Source organism: Stenotrophomonas sp. NPDC077461 (genome assembly GCF_049545475.1).
Classification (GTDB): domain Bacteria; phylum Pseudomonadota; class Gammaproteobacteria; order Xanthomonadales; family Xanthomonadaceae; genus Stenotrophomonas; species Stenotrophomonas nematodicola.
In genome coordinates this window covers 105,608-131,789 of record NZ_JBMWDO010000008.1, presented here as the reverse complement: position 1 = coordinate 131,789, position 26,182 = coordinate 105,608, and the positions used below count along the sequence as shown (strand labels likewise).

At 68.2% G+C, this 26,182-nt stretch carries 21 protein-coding genes; 17 read left to right on the top strand and 4 right to left on the bottom strand.

Annotated features, from left to right (window positions below):
- The first annotated feature begins 10 nt into the window (after positions 1–10).
- From ACPEH8_RS14565 to ACPEH8_RS14540, 6 genes are all read left to right on the top strand, one after another.
- Complete coding sequence (locus tag ACPEH8_RS14565) at positions 11–373, top strand: response regulator (protein WP_017356959.1); 363 nt, start codon at positions 11–13, stop codon at positions 371–373.
- The gene (locus ACPEH8_RS14560) at positions 373–903 is read left to right on the top strand and encodes a chemotaxis protein CheW (RefSeq protein WP_017356960.1); all 531 of its coding nucleotides are present in this window, start codon (positions 373–375) and stop codon (positions 901–903) included. Before ACPEH8_RS14565 ends, ACPEH8_RS14560 begins: the two co-directional genes overlap by 1 nt.
- Positions 904–946: 43 nt before the next feature.
- A complete protein-coding gene (locus ACPEH8_RS14555) occupies positions 947–2,983 on the top strand; it encodes a methyl-accepting chemotaxis protein (protein WP_017356961.1) in 2,037 nt (678 codons plus the stop codon).
- 94 nt (positions 2,984–3,077) lie between these two features.
- Complete coding sequence (locus tag ACPEH8_RS14550; RefSeq protein ID WP_423667266.1) at positions 3,078–9,815, top strand: Hpt domain-containing protein; 6,738 nt, start codon at positions 3,078–3,080, stop codon at positions 9,813–9,815.
- The gene (locus ACPEH8_RS14545; protein WP_136003062.1) at positions 9,802–11,112 is read left to right on the top strand and encodes a chemotaxis protein CheB; all 1,311 of its coding nucleotides are present in this window, start codon (positions 9,802–9,804) and stop codon (positions 11,110–11,112) included. Before ACPEH8_RS14550 ends, ACPEH8_RS14545 begins: the two co-directional genes overlap by 14 nt.
- Positions 11,113–11,146: 34 nt before the next feature.
- Positions 11,147–11,617 carry a chemotaxis protein CheW gene (locus tag ACPEH8_RS14540; protein ID WP_017354592.1) on the top strand — a complete coding sequence of 157 codons (471 nt, stop codon included), beginning with the start codon at positions 11,147–11,149 and terminating at the stop codon, positions 11,615–11,617.
- 33 nt (positions 11,618–11,650) lie between these two features.
- Here ACPEH8_RS14540 and ACPEH8_RS14535 read toward each other — a convergent pair whose 3' ends face one another.
- Together ACPEH8_RS14535 and bioA are read right to left on the bottom strand one after the other, a co-directional pair.
- On the bottom strand, positions 11,651–12,385 hold the full coding sequence (locus ACPEH8_RS14535) for a 16S rRNA (uracil(1498)-N(3))-methyltransferase (RefSeq protein WP_017354593.1): 735 nt from the start codon (positions 12,383–12,385) through the stop codon (positions 11,651–11,653).
- The gene (gene bioA / locus ACPEH8_RS14530) at positions 12,376–13,767 is read right to left on the bottom strand and encodes an adenosylmethionine--8-amino-7-oxononanoate transaminase (RefSeq protein WP_423667264.1); all 1,392 of its coding nucleotides are present in this window, start codon (positions 13,765–13,767) and stop codon (positions 12,376–12,378) included. Before bioA ends, ACPEH8_RS14535 begins: the two co-directional genes overlap by 10 nt.
- A gap of 56 nt (positions 13,768–13,823) precedes the next feature.
- On the opposite strand from bioA, the gene nudE reads away from it, so the two are divergent.
- From nudE to ACPEH8_RS14485, 9 genes are all read left to right on the top strand, one after another.
- The gene (gene nudE, locus ACPEH8_RS14525; RefSeq protein WP_017354595.1) at positions 13,824–14,372 is read left to right on the top strand and encodes an ADP compounds hydrolase NudE; all 549 of its coding nucleotides are present in this window, start codon (positions 13,824–13,826) and stop codon (positions 14,370–14,372) included.
- Positions 14,369–15,172, top strand: a complete 804-nt coding sequence (cysQ, locus tag ACPEH8_RS14520) for a 3'(2'),5'-bisphosphate nucleotidase CysQ (RefSeq protein ID WP_423667261.1) — start codon at positions 14,369–14,371, stop codon at positions 15,170–15,172. The genes nudE and cysQ overlap by 4 nt, the downstream gene beginning before the upstream one ends.
- 19 nt (positions 15,173–15,191) lie before the next feature.
- Complete coding sequence (gene mazG, locus ACPEH8_RS14515) at positions 15,192–16,004, top strand: nucleoside triphosphate pyrophosphohydrolase (RefSeq protein WP_017354597.1); 813 nt, start codon at positions 15,192–15,194, stop codon at positions 16,002–16,004.
- Positions 16,001–16,324 (top strand): YnfA family protein, encoded by a 324-nt coding sequence (locus ACPEH8_RS14510; RefSeq protein ID WP_017354598.1) that lies wholly within the window; start codon positions 16,001–16,003, stop codon positions 16,322–16,324. The genes mazG and ACPEH8_RS14510 overlap by 4 nt, the downstream gene beginning before the upstream one ends.
- 60 nt (positions 16,325–16,384) lie before the next feature.
- Complete coding sequence (locus ACPEH8_RS14505) at positions 16,385–17,347, top strand: SPFH domain-containing protein (RefSeq protein WP_017354599.1); 963 nt, start codon at positions 16,385–16,387, stop codon at positions 17,345–17,347.
- A gap of 1 nt (position 17,348) precedes the next feature.
- Positions 17,349–17,780 carry an NfeD family protein gene (locus ACPEH8_RS14500; protein ID WP_017354600.1) on the top strand — a complete coding sequence of 144 codons (432 nt, stop codon included), beginning with the start codon at positions 17,349–17,351 and terminating at the stop codon, positions 17,778–17,780.
- A 94-nt stretch (positions 17,781–17,874) separates the two neighbouring features.
- Positions 17,875–18,987, top strand: a complete 1,113-nt coding sequence (gene gcvT, locus ACPEH8_RS14495) for a glycine cleavage system aminomethyltransferase GcvT (protein ID WP_166473345.1) — start codon at positions 17,875–17,877, stop codon at positions 18,985–18,987.
- A gap of 96 nt (positions 18,988–19,083) precedes the next feature.
- Positions 19,084–19,479, top strand: a complete 396-nt coding sequence (gene gcvH / locus ACPEH8_RS14490) for a glycine cleavage system protein GcvH (protein ID WP_017354602.1) — start codon at positions 19,084–19,086, stop codon at positions 19,477–19,479.
- 926 nt (positions 19,480–20,405) lie between these two features.
- Positions 20,406–20,930 (top strand): hypothetical protein, encoded by a 525-nt coding sequence (locus ACPEH8_RS14485; RefSeq protein ID WP_423667258.1) that lies wholly within the window; start codon positions 20,406–20,408, stop codon positions 20,928–20,930.
- Positions 20,931–21,073: 143 nt separating this feature from the next.
- Here the strand turns inward: ACPEH8_RS14485 and ACPEH8_RS14480 are convergent, their stop codons facing one another.
- Both ACPEH8_RS14480 and ACPEH8_RS14475 read right to left on the bottom strand, forming a co-directional pair.
- On the bottom strand, positions 21,074–22,468 hold the full coding sequence (locus tag ACPEH8_RS14480) for a serine hydrolase domain-containing protein (RefSeq protein ID WP_017354604.1): 1,395 nt from the start codon (positions 22,466–22,468) through the stop codon (positions 21,074–21,076).
- 153 nt (positions 22,469–22,621) lie between these two features.
- Positions 22,622–24,352 carry a GMC family oxidoreductase gene (locus ACPEH8_RS14475; RefSeq protein ID WP_423667255.1) on the bottom strand — a complete coding sequence of 577 codons (1,731 nt, stop codon included), beginning with the start codon at positions 24,350–24,352 and terminating at the stop codon, positions 22,622–22,624.
- 79 nt (positions 24,353–24,431) lie between these two features.
- On the opposite strand from ACPEH8_RS14475, the gene ACPEH8_RS14470 reads away from it, so the two are divergent.
- The gene (locus tag ACPEH8_RS14470) at positions 24,432–25,766 is read left to right on the top strand and encodes an NTP/NDP exchange transporter (protein WP_136003066.1); all 1,335 of its coding nucleotides are present in this window, start codon (positions 24,432–24,434) and stop codon (positions 25,764–25,766) included.
- Between the two features lie 28 nt (positions 25,767–25,794).
- Positions 25,795–26,151 (top strand): DUF1304 domain-containing protein, encoded by a 357-nt coding sequence (locus ACPEH8_RS14465; protein WP_136003067.1) that lies wholly within the window; start codon positions 25,795–25,797, stop codon positions 26,149–26,151.
- Positions 26,152–26,182: the final 31 nt, after the last annotated feature.

Genomic DNA, 26,182 nt, shown 5'->3' with positions numbered 1-26,182 from the left:
GAAAGGCACAATGGCTCGAATCGTTCTGATCGAGGATTCACCGACCGACCGTGCGGTGTTCACGCAGTGGTTGCGCAAGGCCGGCCATGAAGTACTGGAAGCGGACAACGCCGAGGACGGGCTCCAGCTCGTGCGCGAGCAGTTGCCGCAGCTGGTGCTGATGGACGTCGTGCTGCCGGGCATGAGTGGTTTCCAGGCGACCCGCGCGATGGCGCGGGACGCAGCGACCAGGCACATCCCGGTGGTCATCGTCAGTACCAAGGCGATGGAAACCGACAAGGCATGGGGGCTGCGACAGGGGGCGGCCGATTACATCGTCAAGCCGCCGCGCGAGGAGGAACTGATCGCGCGGATCAACGAACTGGTGGTCTGATGCGCTCTCCCTTCGACATCCTGGAAGCCTACGAACGGCGCAGCCTGGCCCATGCCGTGCAGCTGCCGGAACGACAGTTTTCGCAGGATCTGTGGCGTGGTGTCGGCTACCGGGTCGGCAGGCGCCGGCTGGTGTCCGACTTCCGCGAAGTGGTTGAAATCGTGCCGATGCCGCCGGTGACCCCGGTGCCCGGCGCGCAGCCGTGGCTGCTGGGCGTGGGCAACCTGCGCGGCAATCTGTTCCCGGTGGTCGACCTGAAGTACTTCCTGGAAGGCGAGCGCACCGTGCAGCAGGAAGGCCAGCGCGTGCTGATCATGCGCCAGGCCGGTGGCGACGTCGCGCTGACCATCGATGAGCTGTTCGGCCAGCGCAGCTTCGAGCAGGACCAGGACGTGGCGGCCGGCGATCTCGCCGAAGGCCGGTATGGCCACTTCGTCGACCGCGCCTTCCACGGCGACGGTCATGACTGGGGCGTGTTCTCGCTGTCGCTGCTGTCGCGCACCCCCGAATTCAGGCAGGCCGCGGCCTGACCGTCGCCGTCTGTCTCACCGCATTGAAGATCGAGGTTGAACCATGAGTACTGCTTCGGAATCCGCCAAGGCCGGCAAGCTGGGCTCGGTGGGAACCAATTTCTGGCTGGGCCTGCTGGCCCTGTCGATGATCGTGTTCGGCGTCAACACCGGCGTAGCCACCTGGCAGGGCAGCCGCCTGGCCGGCGCCAGCACCGGCGCGGCCGACCTGCAGGTGTTGTCCCAGCAGCTGGCCAACCAGGGCCGTGAGGCGGTGTCGGGCAACGCGCAGGCGTTCACTGCGTTCAAGGACACCAAGACCCGCATCGAAGGCACGGTGAGCAACCTCAAGGGGCGCTACGGCAACGAGGCCAACGTGGCCGGCCCGCTGGAGCAGCTCAGCCAGACCTGGGAGCCGCTCGGCAAGAGCGCCGGCCAGCTGGTGGCCAGTGAACCGGCGGTGCTGGCGCTGGCCGGCAATGCCAACAACTTCGTCAACGGCGTGCCGGCCCTGCAGGCGCAGCTGAACGAAGTGGTCCGCGCGATGTCGGCCGGCGGCGCGCCCGCCTCGCAGGTCTACAACGCCCTGCAGCAGGTCGTGGTGGTGGGCTCGATGGCCCGCCGTGTGACCGAAATGCGCGCCGGTGGCGCCAATGCCGCTGCCGCCGGCGATGCGCTGGCGCGCGACTCGGTGGTGTTCACCCAGGTGCTCGACGCGCTGCGCAACGGCAACGAGGAACTGGGCATTACCCCGGTCCGCAACGCCGCCGCACTGACCGCGCTTGAGCAGTCGCAGAAGCAGTGGGACACGATGAAGCAGGACGCCGACGCGATCCTGGCCAGCTCGCGCCAGCTGTTCGCCGCGCAGTCGTCGGCCGCCGCCCTGACCGCCGGCGCCGGCAGGATGCTGGACGACAGCAAGAAGCTGTTCGAAGCCTTCTCCTCGTTCGGTTCGGTGCGCGATACGCGGTTGTTCCCGAACTTCTGGCTGGGCGTCATTTCCGGCGCGCTGTCGCTGATCGCCATCGTCGGCTTCGTCAGCAGCACCGTGCGCAGCCGCTCGCGTGAACAGGAACTGCGCTACCAGACCCAGGTGGAGTTCAACAGCCGCAACCAGCAGGCGATCATGCGGCTGCTGGACGAAATCAGCTCGCTGGGTGAAGGCGACCTGACGGTCAAGGCCTCGGTGACCGAGGACATGACCGGCGCGATCGCCGACGCGATCAACTACGCCGTGGACGAACTGCGCCACCTGGTGACCACCATCAACGACACCTCGGCCAAGGTCGCCGTGTCCACCCAGGAGACGCAGGCCACGGCCATGCAGCTGGCCGAAGCGGCAGGTCACCAGGCCAACCAGATCACCTCGGCGTCGGACCGCATCGGCGAAATCGCGTCGAGCATCGAGCAGGTGTCGCGCAACTCGGCCGAATCGGCCGACGTGGCCCAGCGCTCGGTGGTCATCGCCGCCGAAGGTGCCGGCGTGGTGCGCGAAACGATCCAGGGCATGGACCAGATCCGCGACCAGATCCAGGAAACCTCCAAGCGCATCAAGCGCCTGGGTGAGTCCTCGCAGGAAATCGGCTCGATCGTGGAACTGATCAACGACATTTCCGAGCAGACCAACATCCTGGCCTTGAACGCGGCCGTGCAGGCGGCCTCGGCCGGTGAAGCCGGGCGTGGTTTCGCGGTCGTGGCCGACGAAGTGCAGCGCCTGGCAGAACGTACCTCCGGCGCGACGCGACGCATCGAAAACCTCGTCCAGGCCATTCAGGCCGATACCAACGAAGCGGTCAGCTCGATGGAGCAGACCACCGCCGAAGTGGTGTCCGGTGCGCGCCTGGCCGAAGACGCCGGTACCGCCCTGACCGAAATCGAACGCGTGTCCAACGCGCTCAACAACCTCATCAAGAACATCTCGATCGCTGCCCAGCAGCAGTCGGCCGCTGCATCGGACATCACCCGCACGATGGGCGTGATCCGTCAGATTACCGGCCAGACCTCGCAGGGTGCGGGACAGACCGCCGAGTCGATCGGTCATTTGGCACAGCTGGCGGCCGACCTGCGCCGCTCGGTTGCCGACTTCAAGCTGCCGGCGTGAACGACCGGCAGGGCGGAGAGGGAAGGAATCAGCAGATGATGCATCGCCACAATCACCAGCACATCCTGTGCGCGAACCTGCCCGGAGCCCTGGCATGAGCACGCTGCGCGATGCGATGAGCCACGCTGCCCTGGGCTGGGTCAAGCCGGAGCTGGACGAAACCCTGCGCCAGGTCCGGCACGAGGTCGAGTACTTCGTGGAAGACCCCGCTGACGGCGGCCGCATGCGCTTCTGCGCCGGCTACCTGCATCAGGTGCAGGGCACCCTGCGGATGGTCGAGCTGTACGCTCCGGCGATGGTGGCCGAGGAGCTGGAACAGCTGGCCAACGCCATCGGTGCCGGACAGGTGCCCGACCGCGATGAAGCCTGTGCCACGCTGATGCGCGGCAGCGTGCTGCTGCCCGATTATCTGGAGCGCCTGCAGAACGGCCACCGGGATATCCCGATCGTGCTGCTGCCGCTGCTCAATGACATCCGGGCTGCGCGCGCTGCGCCGGGCATCAACGAAAGCGTGCTGTTCGCCTTCGCGCCGGACAGCGCCAGCGCCACCGAAGCCGAACTGGACCACGCGCGCGGCAGCCTGAGCGGCCGCAACCGCGAGCTGCTCGATACCGTGGGCAACGCGGTCAAGGAAGAACTGCTGCGCATCAAGGATGCGCTCGATCTGCACCTGCGCACCAACGGCGAGCCGGTGCAGCTGCAGACCCAGGTCAACGAGCTGGGTGCGGTGGCCGATACCCTCGGCATGATGGGCCTGGGCGTTGCCCGCGGCGTGGTCGTGCAGCAGCGCGATGCGCTGCGCAGCGTGGTCGACGGCGAACAGCAGATCGACGAAGGGCTGCTGCTGGATATCGCCGGCGCGCTGCTGTACGTGGATGCATCGCTGGACGACCAGGTGGCCCACCTCGGGGCCGGCGGCAGTGGCGAGGACGACCCGAGCGCGGTGGAAAACCGCCGCACGGTGGAAGTGCTGGCCCATGAGGCGATCGCCAACTTCGCCGCGGCGCGCGAGCACTTCGTCGCCTTCATCGAAACCAACTGGAGCCACGCGCAGCTGCAGGAAGTGCCGCGCCTGCTGGGCGAGGTGTCCGGCGCGCTGCGCATGCTGGATCTGGCCGTGCCGGCCGACTACCTGCAGGGCGTGCGCCAGTACATTGCCGTTGAGCTGATCGGCAAACAGCGCGTTCCCAGCGGTCGCCAGCTCGACACGCTGGCCGATGCGATGGCCAGCCTGGAGTACTACCTGGAAGCGCTGCGCGAACGCCGTCCCGGTCGCGACGAGATCCTGGACATCACCCGCAGCAGCCTGGAAACCCTGCGTTACTGGCCGTTGCCGGATGCCGGCAGCGCGCCGGCGGATACCAGCGCCGAAGCGCTGCCGGTCGCCGCCGAGCGCATCGATGTGGCCGCGTGGGACGCGCCGTCGATCGAGCCGATCGCGATCGAACCGACCCCGCTCGCTGCGCAGGAACCGGTCAGCGTGCCGCCCCCGTTGCCGGACTTCACCTTCGATCCGCTGCCCGCGGCACCCGCGCAACCCGCGCCGGTCGCGCCGGTCGCGCTGGTGTTCAACGCCTCCACCGCGCCGGTGGCACCGGACGCGCCGCAGTGGGAGCTGTCCACCGCGCGGCCGCATGATGAGGTCTCACCGGCATCTGCCGCGTTCGATCCGGTGCAGGCCGAAACGCCGACCGCGCCGACCGCATGGAACCTCGTGCCGACGCTGGACAGCGTTGCCGCCGAGGCCGCCGATACCGACACCGCCGATGCGCTGTCGGGGGCCGATGATGTCGATGCCGTGGCCGACGAGATCGTGATCGCCCACAGCGCCGCCGGGTTCGACCCGGTGGCCGCTGAGCATGACGTGCTGGACATCAGCGACGAGCCGATCGAGTTCACCTTCGACGACGACCTGCGCAACGCCGACGACGTGCTGTCGCTGGATGTCCAGGATGCCCAGCGTGTCCAGGAGGCGGCGCACCTGGCCGAACCGGACGCGTTCGATGTGGACGCATTGCCGACCTTCCTGCAGGACACCGCCGCCGGCGGCGCCAGCGATGGCGTTACCGCGTCCGGCGACATGGACGCGGATGCACCTGCGCCGGTCGAGGACGCTGTCCCCGCCGATGCGCTGCCTGACGACACCCTGGCGGTCGATGTGCCGCTGACCCCGGTCAGCGGCGGCGTGCATGAAGCGGTGATCGGCAAGATCGACCTCGATGACGAATCGGCGCGGTTCCTGGCCGAGCTGGACGCGGCGGCGGCCCAGTTCACCACCCAGCCCGTCGAGACACCGGTCGCGGCCACGCTGGCGCCGGACACCCTCGATACCAGCATCGATGCCGGTTTCGAGGACGATGGCGAAAACATCGACCAGGACATCCGCGACGTCTTCATCGAGGAATTCGACGAGGAACTGGAGAATCTGGGCAACCTGCTGCCGGCATGGCGTGCCGCGCCCGACAATCTGGACCGCCTGCGCCCGATCCGTCGCGTCTTCCATACCCTCAAGGGCAGCGGCCGTCTGGTGGGCGCACGCACCCTGGGCGAGTTCAGCTGGAAGGTCGAAGGCATGCTCAACCGCGTGCTCGACGGCAGCCGCGCGGCCACCCCGGCGGTCGTCGCGATGGTCACACAGGCCTATGAAGTGCTGCCGCAGCTCAATGCCGCGCTGCGCGGCGACAGCCGCGTGACCGCCGACCTGCAGGCCATGCAGGCCATTGCCGACCGCGTGGCGGCCGGTGAAGAGACCTTCCACGTGCCGCTGCAGCGCCCGGCCCCCGTTGCCGCGCCGGTGGCGGAGAACACGACCGCCGAGACGCCTGTCGAGCCCGCGCTCGAGGTGCTGGCGGACGCCCCGGTCGAGGCCGGTACGCCGGCCAATATCGACAGCGTGCTGCGCGAAATCCTCGAGGCCGAGGTCGACACCCACCTGGCCACGCTGCACGCGTGGCTGGATTCGGCAGCGGTGACCCCGGCGCCGGTGACCGATCTGCTGCTGCGTGCCATGCACACCATGAACGGTGCGTTCGCGATGACCGAGGTGCCGGAGATCACGGCCGTCACCGGGGCTGCCGAATCGTTCATCAAGCGCTCGCTGGCGGCCGGTGAAACGCCGGAGACCGACGGTGTGGCGGCGCTGCGCGATGCCGCCGCCGCGATCACGCTGACCATGAACGCGTTGCAGACCGAGTTCCCGCGCATTCCGGTGCAGCACGACCTGGCCGCACGCCTGCAGGCGCTGGCCGATCGGCTGCCCGAAGCGCGCTGGCCGGCGCTGGTCGACGACGACGCGATCGACGTGGAGACGGCGGAGCTCGATGCGCTCGACGCCGACGCCGACGTCATCGACGCCATCGACGCCGAGCCGGTGGTCGAGGCAGTGAAGAGCGCGGATGCCGATGCGACAGCAATCGATGCACCGTCTGAGGCTGATGCCCATGCTGACGAGCGCATCGAGGACATCGACGCTGTCGCGGTGAGTGACGCCGGACAGAGGGCGGCCGCCGATCCACTGGGCGCGGACGTACTGCCCGACGCCGACGCATCCGTACAGGACGTCGACGCGGCCGGCTTCGCCCGTGCCGATGCGTCCGACGACGTGGATGTGCAGGACGCGGAGCTCGAGGCCGACGGCCTGGTGGTCCTGGATGCGGCAGACCTGGCCGCCGACGAGGCGTCGGTGCTGTCCATCGGCGACCTGACGGGCAGCGACGACCTGACGGGCAGCGACGACCTGTCCCGCTTCCTCGATGAAACATCGCTCCCGGCGGCCCTTGCCACCGGTACGGCCGGCGTCGCGACCGCCAGCGGCGACGACGCCGATGCCGACGTGGTTGTTGCGGTGGATGCCGTGCTGGAGACCGCCGCGAACGACACCGCAGCGGACGGTCTGGACGCGGTCGAGCTGACCGCCGCCGATGACCTGTCGCGCTACTTTGGTGTGGTCCACGACAACGCCGGCGCCGCGCCGGCAGACCACGACGCCACCGATGCCGCGCCGCCGGCGTTCGACGGTGAGGCGTTCAGCGACGAGGAAGAGGACGCCCTCATTGCCGACGCCCATGCCCTGGACGACGTGTTGCCGCCGGTGCCGTCGTTCGGCGAGCCGGTGGATACGCAACAGGCGCTGGATGACGGCCTGACCGTGGTCGATGCGCCGGAGGGCAATGAGGCGCCCGTGGTGGGGGTGATCGGACTCGACGCCAGCAACGATGACGGCGCCGAAGCGGATGCGTTCGCCGATGCGCTGGACGACACCGGAACGCAGGAGAGCGCCGCAACGCGCGTCGCGCCCACGCCGTTCTTCGAACTGGAACAGTCCACCGTCGCGATCGATGCATCGGTCGATGCGCCGGCATCCTCCGCGACCCTTGACGCCGACGCCGACGCCGACGCCGACGCCGACGCCGACCCCGGGCAAGCGCCCACGCGGGTCGATGGGCAGGGTGCCGAGGATGCCGCCGACGCGCTGGACTTCAGCGTGCTCGACCAGGAGCTGGTCGACATCTTCGTGGAGGAGGGCAAGGATCTGCTCGACCACTGCGATGGCCTGATCAGCGAACTGCGCGCCGCGCCGCAGGACCGCGACGTGCTGGCCGGGCTGCAGCGCGATCTGCACACCCTCAAGGGTGGCGCGCGTATGGCCGGGATCAATCCGATCGGTGACCTTGGCCACGGCATCGAATCGTTGCTGGAAGCCGTGGCGGCCAACCGCACCGACATTGACCGCAGCGACGTCCATCTGCTGGAGCGTGGCTTCGACCGCCTGCACCAGATGCTCACCCGCACCGGTGACCACCGCACGGTGGCGATGCCCGACGACCTGATCGCCGCCTTCGAGCAGCGGACCCAGGGCCGTGCGGTCGTGGTCGAGGACGCGCTGCCGGCCGAAGCGCCGGTGGTGGAGGACCGCAACCAGGCCGTGGCCGATGCGATCGCCACACGGGTGGCCGCACCGCTGTCCGCGCCGGTGCCGCTGGAAGTGGTCGGCGACGACGACGCGCTGGCACGTCCGCAGCAGGAACAGGTGCGTGTGCGCGCCGATCTGCTTGACCGCCTGGTCAACCATGCCGGTGAGGTGGCGATCTACCGTTCGCGGCTTGAGCAGCAGCTGGGCGCGTTCCGGGGGGCCATGTCCGAACTGGACCGCACCAACGCCCGTCTGCGCGACCAGCTGCGCCGACTCGACCTGGAAACCGAAGCGCAGATTGTCGCGCGCTACCAGCGCGAGCAGGACCAGGCCGACCACAAGTTCGATCCGCTGGAACTGGACCGCTTCTCCACCCTGCAGCAGCTCAGCCGCGCGCTGAACGAATCGGCGGCCGACCTGGGAGGCCTGCAGGGTGTGCTGGATGATCTGTCGCGCCAGTACGACGTCCTGCTGCAGCAGCAGTCGCGCGTCAGCTCGGAACTGCAGGATGGCCTGATGCGCGCGCGCATGGTGCCGTTCGACGGGCTGGTGCCGCGCCTGCGCCGCGTGGTGCGCCAGGCCGGCCAGGACACCGGCAAGCAGGTGCATGTCACGCTGGAAGGCACCCACGGCGAACTGGACCGCAACGTGCTGGACCGCATGGTCGCGCCGCTGGAACACATGCTGCGCAACTCGGTCGCCCACGGTCTTGAAACGCCGGAGCAGCGCCGTGCCGCCGGCAAGCCGGAAGAGGGCGAGATCGCCATCCGCCTGCGTCGCGAGGGCTCGGAAATCGTGCTGGAAGTGGCCGACGATGGCGCCGGCCTGGACCGTGACGCGATCCGTCGCCGTGCCGAACAGCGCGGCCTGATCGAGGCCGATGCGGTCCTCAACGACACCGAATTGGACGCGATGATCTTCGCCTCCGGCTTCAGCACCGCCGACCAGGTCAGCCAGCTGGCCGGCCGTGGCGTGGGCATGGATGTGGTGCACAACGAAGTACGCCAGCTCGGCGGCTCGGTGGACATCCACTCCGTGCGGGGGCAGGGCGTCACCTTCACGCTGCGCCTGCCGCAGACGCTGGCGGTCACCCAGGCCGTGTTCGTGCAGATCGGTGACACCACCTACGCGGTACCGGTGGCGTCGGTCAGCGGCATCGGCCGCATCTCCCGCGAGCGTTTCGAGTCCACCAGCGCCGGTGTGTACCACTACGGCGGCGAAGAGTTCGCCCTGCACGACCTGGGCACGCTGGTCGGCCAGGCCCAGGCACGCGCCGAAGGCCAGGCCCAGGTGCCGCTGCTGCTGGTGCGCGCCGGCGACCTGCGGGCCGCCGTGGCCATCGACCAGGTGCTCGGCAACCGCGAAATCGTGGTCAAACCGGTGGGTCTGCAGATCGCATCGGTGCCGGGTATCTACGGCGCCACGATCACCGGCGATGGCCGCGTCGTGGTCATCCTCGACGTCGCGCCGCTGGTGCGTCGTTTCCTCGCCAACCCGCACAAGCCGATCGCGGTGACCACCCAGGTCAGCGACCGCGACGTGCCGCTGGTCATGGTGGTGGACGACTCGCTGACGATGCGCAAGGTCACCGGCCGCATTCTGGAGCGCCACAACTTCGAAGTGACCGTCGCCCGCGACGGTGTCGAAGCACTGGAGCGGCTGGAGGAGCGCGTGCCCGATCTGATGCTGCTGGATATCGAGATGCCGCGCATGGATGGCTATGAACTGGCCACCGCGATGCGCGCCGATCCGCGTTACCAGCAGGTGCCGATCGTGATGATCACCTCGCGCAGCGGCGACAAGCACCGCCAGCGTGCGTTCGAAATCGGTGTCCAGCGCTACCTGGGCAAGCCGTACCAGGAACTGGATCTGATGCGAAACGTTTACGACCTGCTGGGGATCGCCCGTGTCCGCGAGTGACTCCCATCCCCTGTTGTCGGTGGCGCTGCTGGCCCGTGACGGTGCGGCGCGCGACCGCCTGCGCGATGCGCTCGGCCACGCCGGTGCGCGCCTGGTGTTCGAGGGCGATCCCAATACCCTGGAGCCACAGGCGCTGCGCGATGCCGATCCGGGCGCGGTGCTGATCGCACTGGAACCGGCCATCGAGGATGCGCTGGAACGCCTGGACCCGGTGCTGGCGTCGCCCTCGCTGACCCTGATCTTCGACGAGGCCGACCTGGCCGCCCGTCGCGACGGCTGGGAAGCCCAGCGCTGGGCGCGTCACCTGGCGGCCAAGCTGCATGGGCACCAGGACGTGCTGCCGCCGGGCTCGGAGCAGGACCACCTGCTGCAGCCCGAACCTGGCCTGCCGACCACCCCGGCGCAGCTGCATGCCGATGCGCCGCTGTCGTTCCACGTGCGCGAGGCGTTCGACGCGGCGACCGAGGTGCCGGCCGACGGTCTCTACCAGGCGCCGTCCGGCATCCGCGAGCCGATGTCGCTGGAAGAAGCGCTGGCCGGGCTGCAGGCACCGCCGGAAACGGTGCCGGCGCCCGTCAACGCGGCGCCGCCGGTGGCGCCGCCCCCGTTGCCGGTGGCCTCCTTTGGCGATCACAGCAGCTGGTCGCTGGTCGATGACCACGGCACGCCTGCTGCAGCGTCCGTCGCCGCCGCTGTGCCGCCGCCTGCGTTCGACAGCGAACGCCTGTCGCTGGTGGCGCTGGAAGCCGACGTGGACCCGGGCAGTGCCGCCCCCGGCGCGGTCCTCGTGCTGGCAGGCATCGGCGGTCCGGACGCACTGCGCCGGCTGCTGGCTGGCCTGCCGGCCACGCTGGCTGCGCCGGTACTGGTGCACATGCGCCTGGACGGCGGCCGCTACGGCAACCTGGTCAAACAGATGGCCCGCGTCTCCGCGCTGCCGGTGGTGCTGGCCGAAGCCGCGCAGCCGGTGGAAGCCGGGCAGGTGTACATCCTGTCCGACGACATCGGCGTGACCGTCCACAACCGCGGCCTGCACTTCGTCGCCGATGCCCACGGCGTCCAGGTCGGCGCGCTGCCGCCGGCGCACAGTGCGGTGGTGCTGCTCAGTGGCGCCGATGCCAGTCAGGTCGATGACGTACTCGCGCTGGCTGTGGCCGGTGCCTGGGTGGCCGGCCAGGTGGGTGAGGGCTGCTACGACCCGACCGCCGCCAATGCGGTGGTCGCTGCGGGCATGGAGGCCGGTGAGCCGCAGCAGCTGGCCCAGGTCATCGCCGATCGTTGGGGCGGGGACACGTGAACCACGCCGCCGCCCATTACAGGAACCAGAGCGCATGAGCTACGCCAACAACGACGAAATCCGCGGCGTCCTGATCCAGGCCGGGCATGAGCGCGTGCTGCTGCCCAACGCCACCGTCGCCGAAATGATGTCCAAAGTGCCGGTCGAGACGATCGCCGATGCGCCCGCCTGGCTGGTGGGGCAGATCGCGTGGCATGGCTGGGAAGTGCCGCTGCTTTCGTTCGCGCGCCTGTCCGGGCTCGGCGACGAGCCGGTACATGGCAACAACAAGGTGGTGGTGCTGAAGGCCTTGGGAGGCAATGCGCAACGCCCCTATTTCGCCCTGCTGACCCAGAGCTTCCCGCAGTTGATCTCCGTCCCGCGCGACGGCCTGCTGGCCGACGCCTCCGAGGAAACCCTGCCGCAGGGCGTGCACATGCGTGTGCTGCTGGGCGAGCAGAGCGCACTGCTGCCGGACCTGGACGCGCTGGAAGCGGCGTTGGACCAGGCCCACCCGGTGGCGTGACCGGCAGGCCACGACCGGGGGTCGTGGCACTGCTTACCCCAGATCGCCCAAACGCGCCTGCACGGCCGCAATCGCGGCCAGCCCGGCGGTCTCGGTGCGCAGGATGCGCGGACCCAGCTGCAGGCCCTGGAAGCCGGCCTGCTGCAGTGCCTGGCGGTCGCGCGGCGACCAGCCGCCCTCGGGCCCGATCGCGATCACCACACCGCCGGCCGCCGCCTGCAGGGTGGACAGGCGATGCTCGCCGAGGGGATCCAGGGTCAGCTTGAGCGCCCCGGCGGGCAGGCCGCGTGCTGCATCGAGCAGCGATTGCGGTGCGGCCACGGACGGCACGCGTGCCCGGCCAGACTGGCCGCAGGCCGAGACCACCACGCTGACCCAGTGGGCCAGGCGCTTTTCCGCACGCGCCGCATCCAGCTTTACTTCGGTGCGTTCGGCGTTCACCGGGACGATGGCATTCACGCCCAGCTCGGTGGCCTTCTGCAGGATCAGGTCCATTTTCTCTCCGCGCGCGATGCCCTGCAGCAGGGTGATGTGCAGCGGCGACTCGTTGGCCACCTCGTGGGCGTCATCGATGCGCACCTGCGCATCGCGCTTGCCTGCTTCGACCAGGCGTGCGGTGTAGTCGTGGCCATCGCCGTTGAACAGCACGCAGGTATCGCCCTCCCGCAGGCGCATCACGCGCACCAGGTGGTTGGCCGCGTCCTCGGGCAGCGACACGGTCTGGCCGATCGCGAGGGCGGTCGGGATGAAGCTGCGGGTCACGCGCATGCGGTGGCGTCCTCGATGGCGGCCAGGGTGGTCTGGGCCAGCAGGTCCAGGTGTTCGTCCTCCACGCAATAGGGAGGCATCCAATACAGCACGTTGCCGAGCGGGCGCAGCACCACCCCGCGCTTCAGCGCGGCGGTGTAGGCGCGCAGCCCGATCCGCGCCTCGGCAGGGAAGGGGGTGTGTCTGTCGCCGTTGCGGGCAAGCTCGAAGGCCACCACCATGCCGGCCTGGCGCACGTCGGCCATGTGGGGATGGTCGGCGAACGGCGCGGCCAGTCGCCGCATCACCTCGGCGGTGCTGCGGTTGCGCGCGATCACATCGTCAGTGGCGAAGATGTCCAGCGTGGCCAGCGCGGCCGCGCAGGCCAGCGGATTGCCCGTATAGCTGTGCGAATGCAGGAAGGCACGCTCGCGCGAGTCATCCAGGAAGGCGTCGTACAGTGCCTTGGTGGTCAATACCGCGGCCAGCGGCAGGAAGCCACCGGTAAGGCCCTTGGACAGGCACAGCAGGTCCGGCATCACCCCGGCCTGTTCGCAGGCGAACAGCGTGCCGGTGCGGCCGAAGCCGGTAGCGATTTCATCGGCGATCAGGAATGCGCCGTTGGCATCGCACAGCGCCCGCGCCCGCTGCAGATACACCGGGTCGTGCATGCGCATGCCGCCGGCGCACTGCAGCCGTGGCTCCAGAATCACCGCGCAGATCTCGCCGGGATGCCGGTCGAACAGGTCGGCCAGGCGGTCGGCGGCCTCATGGGCGCGCTGGGCGGCACTTTGACCGGGCTCGGCCAGATAGGCGTCGGGGGACGGTGCGAACAGTGCTTCGGTGAGGAGGGGCGCGTACACCCGGCGGTACAGCGGAATGTCCCCGACCGACAGGGCGCCCAGCGTCTCGCCGTGGTAGCCGTTCTCCAGCGCCACGAAGCGGGTCCGGTGCATCTCGCCGCGGTTGCGGAAGTAATGGAACGCCATCTTCAGCGCCACCTCCACGCCGGCCGACCCGTTGTCGGCGTAGAACACCTTGGCCAGCGGGTCGCGCCCGGGCTGACGCGGTGCGATCGCCAGCAGGCGCTCGGCCAGGGCCACCGCCGGTTCGTGGCTGAAGCCGGCCAGCATCACCTGCTCCAGCTGGGTGGCCTGGTGCGCGATGGCCGCGCCGATGCGGTGCTCGGCGTGACCGAACAGATTGGTCCACCAGCTGCTCACCGCATCCAGGTAGCGGCGGCCATCATGGTCGATCAGCCACGGGCCTTCGCCACGCGCGATCGGTACCAGGGGCAGGGTGTCGGGGTGCTCGCGCATCTGGGTGCACGGGTGCCACAGCACAGCCAGGTCGCGTTGCCGCCACCGGTCGGCCAGCGTGAGGGGGGCTGGGTCTGCTAGCATTTCGGGCTCATGAACACGTTTTCACCTGCACACATTCTATCCAAGAGCCTGTTCGCATGAGCCGTCGCCTGCCCATCATCCACCAGATCACGGACGAGGAAAGCGGGCCCTTCCAGCGCCAGCACCTGGACCTGGAATTCTCCAACGGCGAACGCCGCCGTTTCGAGCGTCTGGTCAGCCGGGGCCACGGCGCGGTGGTCGTGGTGCCGATGCTCGACGAGGAGACCGTGCTGCTGGTGCGTGAATACGCGGCCGGCGTGCACCGTTACGAGCTCGGCCTGGTCAAAGGGCGCATCGATGCCGGGGAAAGCCCCGAGCAGGCCGCCGACCGCGAACTGAAGGAAGAGGCGGGGTACGGTGCCCGCCGCATTGATGTGCTGCGCGCGATGACGCTGGCGCCGACCTACATGAGCCACCAGTCCTGGCTGGTGGTGGCCCGCGACCTCTATCCCGAACGCCTGGTCGGCGACGAACCCGAGGAGCTGGAAGTGGTGCCCTGGAAGCTGGCCGATCTGGACCAGCTGATGCTGCGCGAGGACGTCTCCGAAGGCCGTTCGCTGGCGGCGTTGTTCATCGCCCGCGAGTGGCTGGGACGTCGGGAATGATCAAACTCACGACGGATCTGCGCGAAACCGTCATCGCCATCGCCCAGGACGCCGCCGCCGCCATCATGGGGGTGTATGCCACTGCGTTCGATGTGGAGATCAAATCCGATCGCAGCCCGCTCACCGCGGCCGACCTGGCCGCCAACCAGGTGATCGAGCGCGGCCTTGGCCAGCTCACTCCGGACCTGCCGATCCTGTCCGAGGAATCGGCGCAGGTGCCGTGGGAGGTGCGCCAGCACTGGGGTGCCTATTGGCTGGTCGATCCGCTCGACGGCACCCGCGAGTTCGTCAAGCGCAACGACGAGTTCAGCGTCAACATCGCGCTGATCTACCAGGGGGCGCCGGCCTTCGGCGTGGTGCTGGCGCCGGTCAGTGGCACGGTCTGGCATGCGATGCGTGGTGAGCTGGCGTATCGCCGCGACGGCATGCGCGACTCGGTGCTGCGCACCCGCACGCCGGCCGTGCCCCCGCTGAAGGTCGCCGCCAGCCGTTCGCACCCCAGCCCGCAGACGCAGGCGCTGCTGGACCGGATGGGCGGGATCGAGCTGGTCGCACAGGGCTCGTCGCTGAAATTCTGCCGGCTCGCCGAGGGCACGCTCGACGTCTACCCCCGGTTGGGACCGACCGCCGAATGGGACACCGCCGCAGGTCAGTGCGTGCTGCACGCCGCCGGTGGTGCGGTGCTGTCGGCGGCCACCGGCAAGCCGTTCCGCTACAACCGCCGCGACACCCTGTTGAACGGCGACTTCATCGCGCTGGGCGATACCCGCCTGCCGTGGCGCGACTGGTTGCCTGCCTGACCCCATCGGAGAACCCCGCATGACCCCCAGTGCCGAACTGGACCGCCTGCTGCAGATCATGGCGCGCCTGCGCGATCCCACGCAGGGGTGCCCGTGGGACCTGCAGCAGGACTTCGCCAGCATTGCCCCGTATACCGTCGAGGAGGCCTACGAAGTGGCCGACGCGATCGACCGCGGTGACCTGGACGACCTCAAGGACGAACTGGGCGATCTGCTGCTGCAGGTGGTCTTCCACGCACAGATGGCCAGCGAGCAGGGTGCGTTCGCCTTCGCCGACGTCGCCCGTGCGATCAGTGACAAGATGCAGCGGCGTCATCCGCACATCTTCGCCGACGTGGAGGTCGACGACGCCGACCAGGTCAACCTGAACTGGGAGGCGATCAAGCGTGCCGAACGCGCGGCCAAGGGCCACACCGATACCTCCGCGCTGGCCGGCATTTCGCGTGGCCTGCCCGAGTGGCAGCGGGCGGTGAAGCTGCAGGCCCGCGCGGCCCGGGTCGGCTTCGACTGGCCCGACCCGCAGCCGGTGCTGGACAAGGTGCGCGAGGAACTGGACGAGGTGGCGGCGGAATTCGCCCGCGGTGATGTCCAGGCCAACCACGCGCGCCTGCAGGAAGAACTCGGGGACCTCCTGTTCGTCTGTGCCAACCTGGCCCGGCACGCCAAGGTCGATGTCGGCGCGGCGCTGCGCCAGGCCAACCACAAGTTCGAGCGCCGCTTCCGCGCGATGGAGGCGCAGGCCGCCGCCGCCGGGCAGCGCATGGACGCGCTGGACCTGGAGGCGCAGGAGCGCCTCTGGCAGCAGGCCAAGCGCGACGAAGCGACATCGTGAACACGCTGCTGCTGTTCGTACTGACCGCCGTGGCCGAAATCGTCGGCTGCTACCTGCCGTGGCTGTGGCTGCGCAAGGACGGCAGTGCGTGGCTGCTGCTGCCGGCAGCGGCCAGCCTGGCCCTGTTCGCCTGGCTGCTGACCCTGCATCCGGTCGCCAGCGGCCGCGTCTACGCCGCCTACGGAGGCGTCTACATCGGCACTGCGCTGATGTGGCTGTGGCTGGTGGACGGCATTCGTCCCAGCCGCTGGGATCTGCTTGGCGTCGCCCTGTGCCTGGCCGGGATGACGGTGATCATGTTTGCCCCCCGCGGCAGCTGAACCGGGTGTCGCAGCGCAACTGACCGTACAATCGGAACATCACAGGGAAAGGAGTTTCCGATGTTTCCGACCATGCTGTTCTCGCTGGTGCTTGCCTTCGTGGCCGTCGTCATCCTGTTCAAGGCCGTGCGCATGGTGCCGCAGGGCTACGAGTGGACGGTCGAGCGCTTCGGCCGCTACACCCACACCATGTCCCCCGGTCTGCATTTCCTGATTCCGATCGTCTACGGCGTCGGTCGCAAGGTGAACATGATGGAGCAGGTGCTGGACGTGCCCAGCCAGGAAGTGATCACCAAGGACAACGCCGCGGTGCGCGTGGACGGCGTGGTGTTCTTCCAGGTGCTCGACGCGTCCAAGGCGGCCTATGAAGTGGCCAACCTGGAAGTGGCGATGATCGCGCTGGTGCAGACCAACATCCGCACCGTGATCGGGTCGATGGACCTGGACGAATCGCTCAGCCAGCGCGAGGTGATCAATGCCCAGCTGCTGAGCGTGGTCGATCATGCCACCAACCCGTGGGGCGTGAAGGTCAACCGCATCGAAATCCGCGACATCCAGCCCCCGCGCGACCTGCTCGACGCGATGGCTCGGCAGATGAAGGCCGAGCGCGAAAAGCGCGCGCAGATTCTGGAAGCCGAAGGCTCGCGCCAGTCCGAGATCCTGCGTGCCGAAGGCGAGAAGCAGGCGGCCGTGCTCGAAGCCGAAGGCCGCAAGGAAGCCGCGTTCCGCGATGCGGAGGCGCGTGAGCGCCTGGCCGAGGCCGAAGCCAAGGCGACCGAAATGGTGTCCGACGCGATCGCCAAGGGCGACGTGCAGGCGATCAATTACTTCATCGCGCAGAAGTATGTGGAGGCGTTCAAGGAACTGGCGACCTCGCCGAACCAGAAGCTGGTGCTGATGCCGATGGAGGCCAGTGGCGTGATCGGATCGATCGCCGGTGTGGCCGAACTGGCCAAGGAAGCGTTCGCCAAGCAGGAAGAGAAGAAGGCCGCGCGCGCGGTGCCGCCGCGGATCGGAGGCTGACATGCGCTGGGAGGTCGTAGGCTGGGGCGCGCTGGCACTGGTGCTGTTTGCGGCCGAAGCGCTGGCCCCGGGGGCGTTCATGTTGTGGATCGGCATCGGGGCGGCGGCGGTGTTCGTGCTGGTGGCCGTGTTCGCCGACATTCCGCTGCTGTGGCAGGTGGTCGCGTTCGTGCTGCTCAGCGTGGTGTCGATCCAGTGCTACCGGCGCTGGGGGCGCTCCCACGATCGGCAGAGCGACGCGCCGTTGTTGAACCGGCGTGCCGAGCAGCTGGTGGGGCGGGTGGTGCTGCTGGACCAGCCGATCGTCGCAGGCAAGGGCCGCGCCAAGGTCGACGACGCGTTCTGGGTGGTGGATGGCCCGGACCTGCCGGCCGGGAGCGCGGTACGGGTGGTGGCGGTGGCGGGCATGACGCTGAAAGTGCAACCGGTCTGAGCAGGCTGCGGCGGCGCATTCCGCACCGCCGCAGGCGTTGTGAAGACGGTTCTGGGATAATGGCGCTCTTGCCTTCATTCCCCCGGAACCGGTCATGACCCAGAAGACGCTTCTCAACGACACCCACCGCGCACTCGGCGCCAAGATGGTCGATTTCGGTGGCTGGGACATGCCCATCCACTATGGCTCGCAGCTGGACGAACACCACCTGGTGCGTGCCGACGCGGGCATGTTCGACGTCAGCCACATGACCGTGGTCGATCTGCGTGGCGCGCAGGTCAAGCCGTTCCTGCGCCGCCTGCTGGCCAACTCGGTGGACAAGCTCAAGGCCACCGGCAAGGCGCTGTACTCGTGCATGCTCAACCCGCAGGGCGGGGTGATCGACGACCTGATCGTCTACTACCTGGCCGACGACTTCTTCCGCATGGTGGTGAACGCCTCCACCCGCGAGAAGGACCTGGCCTGGATCCGTGAACAGGCGGCCGCCTTCGACGTGCAGGTCACCGAGCGCGACGACCTGGCGATCATCGCCGTGCAGGGCCCCACCGCACGCGCGCGCGTGATCGGCCTGGCCGCGGAGGGCGACCGCGCCGCATTGAACACGCTCGGCCGTTTCGCCGCGATCGAGGCGACCGCCGCCAGCGGTGCGCCGCTGTTCGTGGCGCGCACCGGCTACACCGGTGAGGACGGGTTTGAAATCCTGATTCCGCAGAGCGACGTGGTCGCCTTCTGGAACGCCCTGGCGCAGGCCGGCGTACGTCCGGCCGGGTTGGGCGCGCGCGACACGCTGCGCCTGGAAGCCGGCATGAACCTGTATGGCCAGGACATGGACGAGCAGATCACCCCGTACGAAGCCGCCCTGGCCTGGACCGTGGCGCTGGACGAAGGCCGCGACTTCATCGGCCGCGAGGTGCTGGAAGCGCAGAAGGCGGCGGGCGACGCACGCCAGCTGATCGGCCTGGTGATGGACGAGAAGGGCGTGCTGCGCCACGGCCAGGCGGTACTCACCGCCAGCGGCCAGGGCGAGATCCTGTCCGGCACCTTCTCCCCGACGCTGGGCAAGGGCATCGCGTTCGCCCGCGTGCCGGCCGGTGAGCTGGGCCAGGTGCACGTGGACATCCGCGGCAAGCACGTCCCGGTGCGCGTGGTGAAGTTCCCGTTCGTGCGCGAAGGTCAGGCCCAGCCCGGCGTGCTGGTCGAGGCCTGATCCAGCAGTTTCCGGCGCGCGGTTGCCCAGCGGCCCGCGCCGGTTGGTTACACTACCCCCGTTTCCCGAACCCCTGAATTTTCTCGGAGCAGTTCCATGAGCGAGATCCCCGGCGACCTCAAATTCCTCAAGTCCCACGAGTGGGCGCGCGTCGAAGGCAATGGCCGCGTCACCGTCGGTATTTCCGACCATGCCCAGGGCCTGCTGGGCGACCTGGTCTACGTCGAGCTGCCCAACGTCGGCGACACGGTCAAGGCGGGCGAGCAGGCCGCCGTCGTCGAGTCGGTGAAGGCCGCCTCGGACGTGTACAGCCCGATCACCGGTACCGTGGTCGAGGTCAACAGCGCGCTGTCGGACAAGCCGGAAACCATCAACGAAGATGCGTACGGCGAAGGCTGGATCTTCGTGGTGGAAGTGACCGGCACCGACGAGTTGAACGAGCTGCTGGCGCCGGACGACTACGCCGAGCTGCTGGAGAACGAGGATCACTGATCCTGCGTCGCTCCCAGGAACGGCCGCCTTGTGCGGCCGTTTTTTTTTGGCTGTTCTCCCGCGGACGGGAAAACGAACGGCATGCACCGGCGCGGCGGCGTTAGCGAGGCGTGATGATGTTGCGGTGTGCGCGCGCTGCCGGCGCGTTCCGCGTCGGCTCATGCCGTCGGGTTGGGAACCCATCGCGACGGGTCATGAGCATGCCGATGCGCGTCGCCGCACATCGACATGCGGTCGCAGGACGACCGCTGGCGACCTGCCGAAGGTGCGATCGCGCCGACACTGCGCGGCAGAAAGTTTGCGCATTTGCGTCAATCGGGTAGTAAAAAGCGCAGCCGGATGTGAAAACTTTTCCGACGGATTTTGCCCCTTTGTTGGCAGCCGGTCAGACAGGCGCGCCGCTGCTCGCACACCTGCCTGTGCGCATGCCGCCACCCGGGGTGTGTTTCGCGAAAGTGCTTCTTTTAAGTTGTTTTTGTTTCAGGGCTTGCCGCCGACAGGGCATCGGCGTGTCCGTTGGTGTGGGCATGACGTGTCGGTACGGGGTGTCCAACGGGTGCTCGGCGCAGCGCGTCGGACGTGTCCGGTGTGAAAATTTTTCGCCGGGGTTGTTGACAGTGAAAAAAAGCGTGATTAGGTTTCGCCAAGCAGACCTTGCCTGCCAAGAGAGTGAGCAGAATCGACATCCAGTCGCGAAGCACAACCAGGACATCCACCTTGCATCCGATGACGGTGGAGTCGGCTTCGCTTCCTTCGGTGAAATGCAAGGGCACCCCTGATCCGACACCTGCCTGGCCGATCCCGGTAGGTGTCCCCGTATCCGTCACGACGCGCATGACGCGACGGCGGTCCCCGCAACGCAGCAACGGCGGGTTTGCTTTACCTGGGCGTTTCAACTCCATAGATCACTGACGAGGAGCCATCCCATGGCAACCAAGAAAGCTGCGAAGAAAAAGCCGGCCGCCAAAAAGGCAGCCAAGAAGGTCGCTAAGAAGGCGACTGCCCGTAAAGCCGTGAAGAAGGTCGCCAAGAAGGCGGCGGCCAAGAAGACGGTGAAGAAGGCCGCCAAGAAGGCGACCGCCCGCAAGGCAGTGAAGAAGACAGCCGCCAAGAAGGCGGTCAAGAAGGTAGCGAAGAAGGCGGCTGCCAAGAAGACCGCGAAGAAGGCAGTGAAGAAGACGGCGAAGAAGGCCGTCCGGAAGGTCGCCAAGAAGGCGGCTGCCAAGAAGTCCGCGAAGAAGGCTGTCCGCAAGGTAGCCAAGAAGGCGGCGGCCAAGAAGGCCACCCGCAAGACGGCGAAGAAGGCCGTCAAGAAGGTAGCCAAGAAGGCGACGGCGAAGAAGGCCACCGCCAAGAAGGCGGTCAAGAAGGTTGCAAAGCGCAAGCCGGCAGCCCGCAAGAAGAAGGCTGCCCCGGTCGCCCTGCCGGCAACCCCGGCACCGCTGATCTAAGCGTTTCCCGATAGCCGCACCTGAAACTCCTTCCCCGGCAGCCCAGCGGGGAGGGAGTTTTTTTATGGGTGCGTTTCCGGCCGGTGCCCACAGAAAAAAAGGCGGCCAAGTGGCCGCCTTTTTCCAATGAGAGGTCGCTGCGATCAGTGCGGCGAGGCCACCGCACGGTTGGACGAAACGCCCTTGCGCTTGTTCTGCGGGGCGGCATCTTCGGCCATCAGGTTGTCGCTGCCGAAGTCGGTATCCACGTCCAGCCAACGCTGGCTGGGCAGGCCCATCGCTGCGTCAAGCACGGTCGGCAGCAGGCCGCTGGGCAGGCTGCTTTCACCGTTCCACATGATGGCAATGCCGAGGTCGCGTTCCGGCACCAGCGCAACCAGCCCACGGTAGCCCTGCACCGCGCCGGCGTGGAACACCACTTCATGGCCGGCGTAATCGAAGTTGCGCCAGCCCAGTGCGTAGCCGGCCGAATGCAGGCGTTCGCGGCGCCAGCCGGAGCGCATTTCGCCCGGGGTGCTGATCAGGGTGGAGTGCAGGGTGGCCAGCAGCGGCGCAGGCAGCACGTCGGGCCGGTGTCCGGTGTGGGCCAGCAGCCACTGCGCCATGTCGCTGGCGCTGGCATTGACGCCGGCCGCCGGTGCCAACCGGTAATAGGTGGGCTTGGGGGTCAGGGCAACCCAGCCGTTGCGGCTGCGCACATGCGGACGCGCCCAGCGCGAGCTGGCCTGGATGCCGGCCAGGCCGAGGCTGGCGTCATCCATGCCCAGCGGCTTGAACAACCGACGCTCGACCGACTGTTCGTAGAAACTGCCGGAGGCGGCGTAGACCACGTCGCCGATCAGACTGAAGGCAACGTTCTGATAGGCGTAGCACTCGCCCGGCTGGCACTTGAGCGAGGTCGAGGCCAACTTGTGGGTCAGCGTGTAGTACTCCGCGTTGGCTTCCACGTCGCGGTCGTATGCGTTGTAGGGCAGGCCGACCCGATGGCTGAGCAGGTCGGCCACGGTCAGCCGCTCGGTTGCTTCCGGCGAGTTCAGCCGGAAACCGGGGACGTAGTCGGTGACCTTGCTGTCCCAGCGCAGGGTGCCGTCGTTGACCAGCAGGCCGGCCATCGTACCGGCGAAGGCCTTGGACAGCGACGCGAGGCGGAACACGGTATGCGCGTCGACCTGCTGCGGATTGTTGACGTCGGTAACGCCGTAGCCCCGCGCGCTGAGCACGCGGCCGCCCTGGACGATCGCCACGGCCATGCCGGGGACGCGCTCGCCATAGGTGAGCTGCTGGGCCATCGATTCGATTGCCGCGACATTGAAGCCCGGTGCGGGCGGCAGTACCTGCCGCGCGGCCGGCGCGGCGCGATACGCGGCCGGCTGGGTGTGCGGCACGTTGGCCGGGACGCTGTTCTCGATGTTGACGGGGAACGCGGACGGCGAGGCACTGGGGGTCTGTGCAGTGGAAGACATTGCGATGGGCATCAACATGCCCAGCAACCCGGTTGCCGCCGAACGGATCGGTCGGCGCCTGCTGTTCTGATTCATCGTGTAGGGCCCGTGCGCGACTGCTGTAAGGGATTCTAGCGCCGCTTTTCCTCATTGCACAAACGAAGCGAAGATGAATACGTATCACATTGAAAATGCGTGGGTTTTTGCGCTGCTCCGACGGTCCGTGCCGCCGACGCGGCGGGGCCCTGTTCAGCGTGATCCCGCGTCCTGGCGCAGCCACTGCGCGGCCCGTTCGGCGATCATCAGGGTGGGGGCGTTGGTGTTGCCGCTGATCAGGCTGGGCATCACCGCAGCATCGACCACCCGCAGCCGCTGGGTGCCGTACACCCGCAGCATCGGGTCGACCACGGCATCGGCATGCTGGCCCATCGCACAGGTGCCGACCGGGTGGTAGATGGTCTCGGCCTTGGCACGGATGAACGCGGCCAGGGCCGCATCATCCAGATCGTCGCGGGCAGGAAAGACCGGGGCGCCGCGCCACGGATCGAACGCGGGCTGGGCCAGGATCTGCCGGGACAGCCGGGCGCACTCGATCATCATCCGCAGGTCGTGGCCGTCCGCATCGCCAAGGTAGTTGGGCTGCAGTCGTGGCGGCGACCGCGCGTCGGCATCGCGCAGGTACAGCCTGCCGCGGCTGCGCGGATGCAGCGGGCACGCATGCAGCGTGTAGCCATCACCGGGCAGGCGATGGCGGCCGTGGTTGTCGAGCATGGCCGGCACGAAATGGAACTGCACGTCGGCGCGTGCGTCCGGCGCCAGTGCCGAGCGGGCGAAGCCGCCGGCCTCGGCCAGGTTGCTGGTGCCGGCACCGCGATGGCCGCGCAGGAAGTAGTCGATGGCGATGCGCAGCTCGTTGCTGCGGTCGTAACTCACCCCGGGATGGGTGTGCACGACCGTGCAGATATCCAGGTGGTCCTGCAGATTGCCACCCACCCCGGGCAGGTCCACGCGCGGGCTGATGCCGTGGCCGCGCAGTGCGTGGGCGGGACCGATCCCGGAGAGCATCAGCAGTTGGGGCGAATGGATGGCGCCGGCGCTGAGGATCACTTCGGCCGATGCGGTGGCATGTCGATGCTCCCGGCCACGCCGGTAGTGCACGCCGGTCGCGGTGGTGCCGGCGAAGCTCAGCGCCACCGCCTGGGCGCCGGTGAGCACGGTGAGGTTGCGCCGTGCACGCGCCGGGCGCAGGTAGGCGGTGGCACTGGAGCAGCGGGCGCCATCGCGCTGCGTGACCTGATACAGGCCGACGCCGAGCTGGTGGACGCCATTGAAGTCATCGTTGGGCGCATGGCCCGCCTGCACGGCGGCAGCCAGGAACACGGCCGAGAGCGGGTTGTGGTGGCGCAGGTCGGACACCGACAGCGGTCCGGCATCGCCGTGCAGTGCGCTGGCGCCGCGGCTGTTGGCCTCGCCATGCAGGAACCACGGCAGCACCTGCGCCCATTCCCAGCCGGTGGCGCCGGCAGCCGCCCAGCCGTCGTAGTCGGCCGGCACGCCGCGGATGTAGCACATCGCATTGATCGCGCTGGATCCGCCCAGCACCTTGCCACGCGGCCACCACAGGCGCCTGCCGTCCAGGGCGGGCTCCGGCTCGGTGTCCAGGTTCCAGTTGATGCGCCGGTTGTTGACCAGCCGCGCCAGGCCGGCCGGCATGTGGATGAAGGGGTTGCGGTCGGCCGGGCCGGCTTCGAGCAGCAGCACCTGGCACTGCGGGTCGGCACTGAGCCGGTTGGCCAGTACACAGCCGGCCGAGCCGGCGCCGACGATGATGTAGTCGTACCTGTCCCGTGCCAATGCCAGCAGCTCCCCGATGGTGTACCCCGGAGCATAGGGCAGACGGACGGTGAACGGGTCGGGCGGTGTGGGCCGGGCAGCGCTGCGCGGGTGCGGCGGTCGGCTACTGGCGATGTTGCGGTGCATCGTTTACCTTGCGCGCTTTGCCGCCCGGAGTTCCCACGATGCTGCCGTTTCGACGTCGCCTGAGCGCGGAGCGGGTGCGATGACCGCCGTGGCCACGCCGGTGCGGGGATCGGGGCTGCGCGATGCGCTGCGCCAGTCGCCGCCGCTGATCTGGGCATCGGTGTACTTCTTCTGCCTGCTGAGCGGCTATTACGTGCTGCGCCCGGTACGCGAGGCGATGGCGGCCTCGGCGGACCTGCAGACATTGTTCCCGTCCGGGCTGATCGCATGGTTCGCCGGCCACGGGATTGCGCTGCAGGACTTCGTGCTGCAGTTTCTGTTCACCTGCGTGTTCCTGATCATGCTGGTGATGCAGCCGCTGTACGGTGCGCTGGTGAGCCGCTATCCGCGGCGGGTGTTCCTGCCGGTGGTGTACGGGTTCTTCATTGCCACGCTGCTGGGCTTCTATGTGCTGTTCGACAGCGGGGTGCCCGGTCGCGGGATGGCGTTCTTCTTCTGGATCACGGTGTTCAACCTGTTCGCGGTGGCGGTGTTCTGGAGCTTCATGGCCGATGTGTTCTCCAACACGCAGGCACGTGCGTTCTACGGCTACATCGGCGCGGCCGGCACCATCGGGGCCTTTCTTGGCCCGATCATCACGTCGGCGCTGGTGCAGCGGGTGGGCATCGCCAACCTGATGCTGGTCTCGGCCGGCTTCCTCGGTGTATGTCTGTTCTGCATCTGGCGGCTGCGCCTGTGGGCGGTGGCGCGTGAGCGGGATCAGCAGCTGGTGTCGGGCGAGACGCCGATGGGCGGAAGCGTGCTGGACGGCCTGAAGCTGATCGCGCGCGAGCCGCTGCTGCGCTGGCTGGCGCTGATGGTGCTGTTCGGCGTGGGCATCGGGACGCTGTTGTACAACGAGCAGGCCGCGATCGTGCGCCGGCTGTACACCGACCCCGCAGCCAGTACGGCATTCTTCTCGCGGGTGGACCTGGCGGTGAATGCGCTGACGCTGCTGATGCAGTTGGGGCTGACCCGGTGGCTGTTGTCGCGTTACGGGATCGCGCCGGCATTGTTGATCCCGGGCTTTGCGATCATCGTGGGCTTCTCGGTGCTGGCGGCTTCGCCGCTGCCGCTGCTGGTGGCGATGGTGCAGGTGATGACGCGGGCGAGCGAGTTTTCGCTGGCCAAGCCGGCACGCGAGACGCTGTACACGCGGGTGGACCGCCAGTGGCGCTACAAGGCCGGTGCGGCGATCGATACGGTGGTGTACCGCGGCGCGGACCTGGGCTTTGCGTGGGTGCACAAGGGGCTGTCGCTGTTCGGCTCGCACGTGCTGTTTGCGGGGGGGCTGGTGGTGGCCGGGCTGATGACTTTTGCCGCGTTCGGCCTGCTGCGCGAAGAAAAGAAGCTGCCGGCCGAGCGCCCGGAGTAAGCTCTCCCCATCCTTCCGAGGCCTGCCCATGTACTGGACCGCACTGATACTGACCCTGGTGGTCGCCCTGCTGCACGTGTACTTCCTCGTGCTGGAAATGTTCCTGTGGACGCGCCCACTGGGCTTGAAGACGTTCCGCAACACGCCGGAGAAGGCCCAGGCCACGCGCGTGCTGGCGGCCAACCAGGGGCTGTACAACGGCTTCCTGGCCGCCGGCCTGTTCTGGGGCCTGTTCGATCACCTGCCGATGCTGGTCAACTTCATGCTGGGCTGCGTGATCGTGGCCGGCTGCTACGGCGCCTACAGCGTCAACAAGCGGATCTTCTTCATCCAGGCCGTCCCGGCGATCCTGGCCGCGATCGCCTGGCATTTCGTGCCGGCGTAAGCGAGGTCGCCGGTAGGTGCCGACCGTTGGT

Coding starts and splice junctions, on each gene's coding strand:
- ACPEH8_RS14565 (WP_017356959.1), top strand. CDS start 11: ATGGCTCGAATCGTTCTGATCGAGGATTCACCGACCGACCGTGCGGTG.
- ACPEH8_RS14560 (WP_017356960.1), top strand. CDS start 373: ATGCGCTCTCCCTTCGACATCCTGGAAGCCTACGAACGGCGCAGCCTG.
- ACPEH8_RS14555 (WP_017356961.1), top strand. CDS start 947: ATGAGTACTGCTTCGGAATCCGCCAAGGCCGGCAAGCTGGGCTCGGTG.
- ACPEH8_RS14550 (WP_423667266.1), top strand. CDS start 3,078: ATGAGCACGCTGCGCGATGCGATGAGCCACGCTGCCCTGGGCTGGGTC.
- ACPEH8_RS14540 (WP_017354592.1), top strand. CDS start 11,147: ATGAGCTACGCCAACAACGACGAAATCCGCGGCGTCCTGATCCAGGCC.
- ACPEH8_RS14535 (WP_017354593.1), bottom strand. CDS start 12,385: ATGCGCGTGACCCGCAGCTTCATCCCGACCGCCCTCGCGATCGGCCAG.
- bioA (WP_423667264.1), bottom strand. CDS start 13,767: ATGCTAGCAGACCCAGCCCCCCTCACGCTGGCCGACCGGTGGCGGCAA.
- nudE (WP_017354595.1), top strand. CDS start 13,824: ATGAGCCGTCGCCTGCCCATCATCCACCAGATCACGGACGAGGAAAGC.
- cysQ (WP_423667261.1), top strand. CDS start 14,369: ATGATCAAACTCACGACGGATCTGCGCGAAACCGTCATCGCCATCGCC.
- mazG (WP_017354597.1), top strand. CDS start 15,192: ATGACCCCCAGTGCCGAACTGGACCGCCTGCTGCAGATCATGGCGCGC.
- ACPEH8_RS14505 (WP_017354599.1), top strand. CDS start 16,385: ATGTTTCCGACCATGCTGTTCTCGCTGGTGCTTGCCTTCGTGGCCGTC.
- ACPEH8_RS14500 (WP_017354600.1), top strand. CDS start 17,349: ATGCGCTGGGAGGTCGTAGGCTGGGGCGCGCTGGCACTGGTGCTGTTT.
- gcvT (WP_166473345.1), top strand. CDS start 17,875: ATGACCCAGAAGACGCTTCTCAACGACACCCACCGCGCACTCGGCGCC.
- gcvH (WP_017354602.1), top strand. CDS start 19,084: ATGAGCGAGATCCCCGGCGACCTCAAATTCCTCAAGTCCCACGAGTGG.
- ACPEH8_RS14485 (WP_423667258.1), top strand. CDS start 20,406: ATGGCAACCAAGAAAGCTGCGAAGAAAAAGCCGGCCGCCAAAAAGGCA.
- ACPEH8_RS14480 (WP_017354604.1), bottom strand. CDS start 22,468: ATGAATCAGAACAGCAGGCGCCGACCGATCCGTTCGGCGGCAACCGGG.
- ACPEH8_RS14475 (WP_423667255.1), bottom strand. CDS start 24,352: ATGCACCGCAACATCGCCAGTAGCCGACCGCCGCACCCGCGCAGCGCT.
- ACPEH8_RS14470 (WP_136003066.1), top strand. CDS start 24,432: ATGACCGCCGTGGCCACGCCGGTGCGGGGATCGGGGCTGCGCGATGCG.
- ACPEH8_RS14465 (WP_136003067.1), top strand. CDS start 25,795: ATGTACTGGACCGCACTGATACTGACCCTGGTGGTCGCCCTGCTGCAC.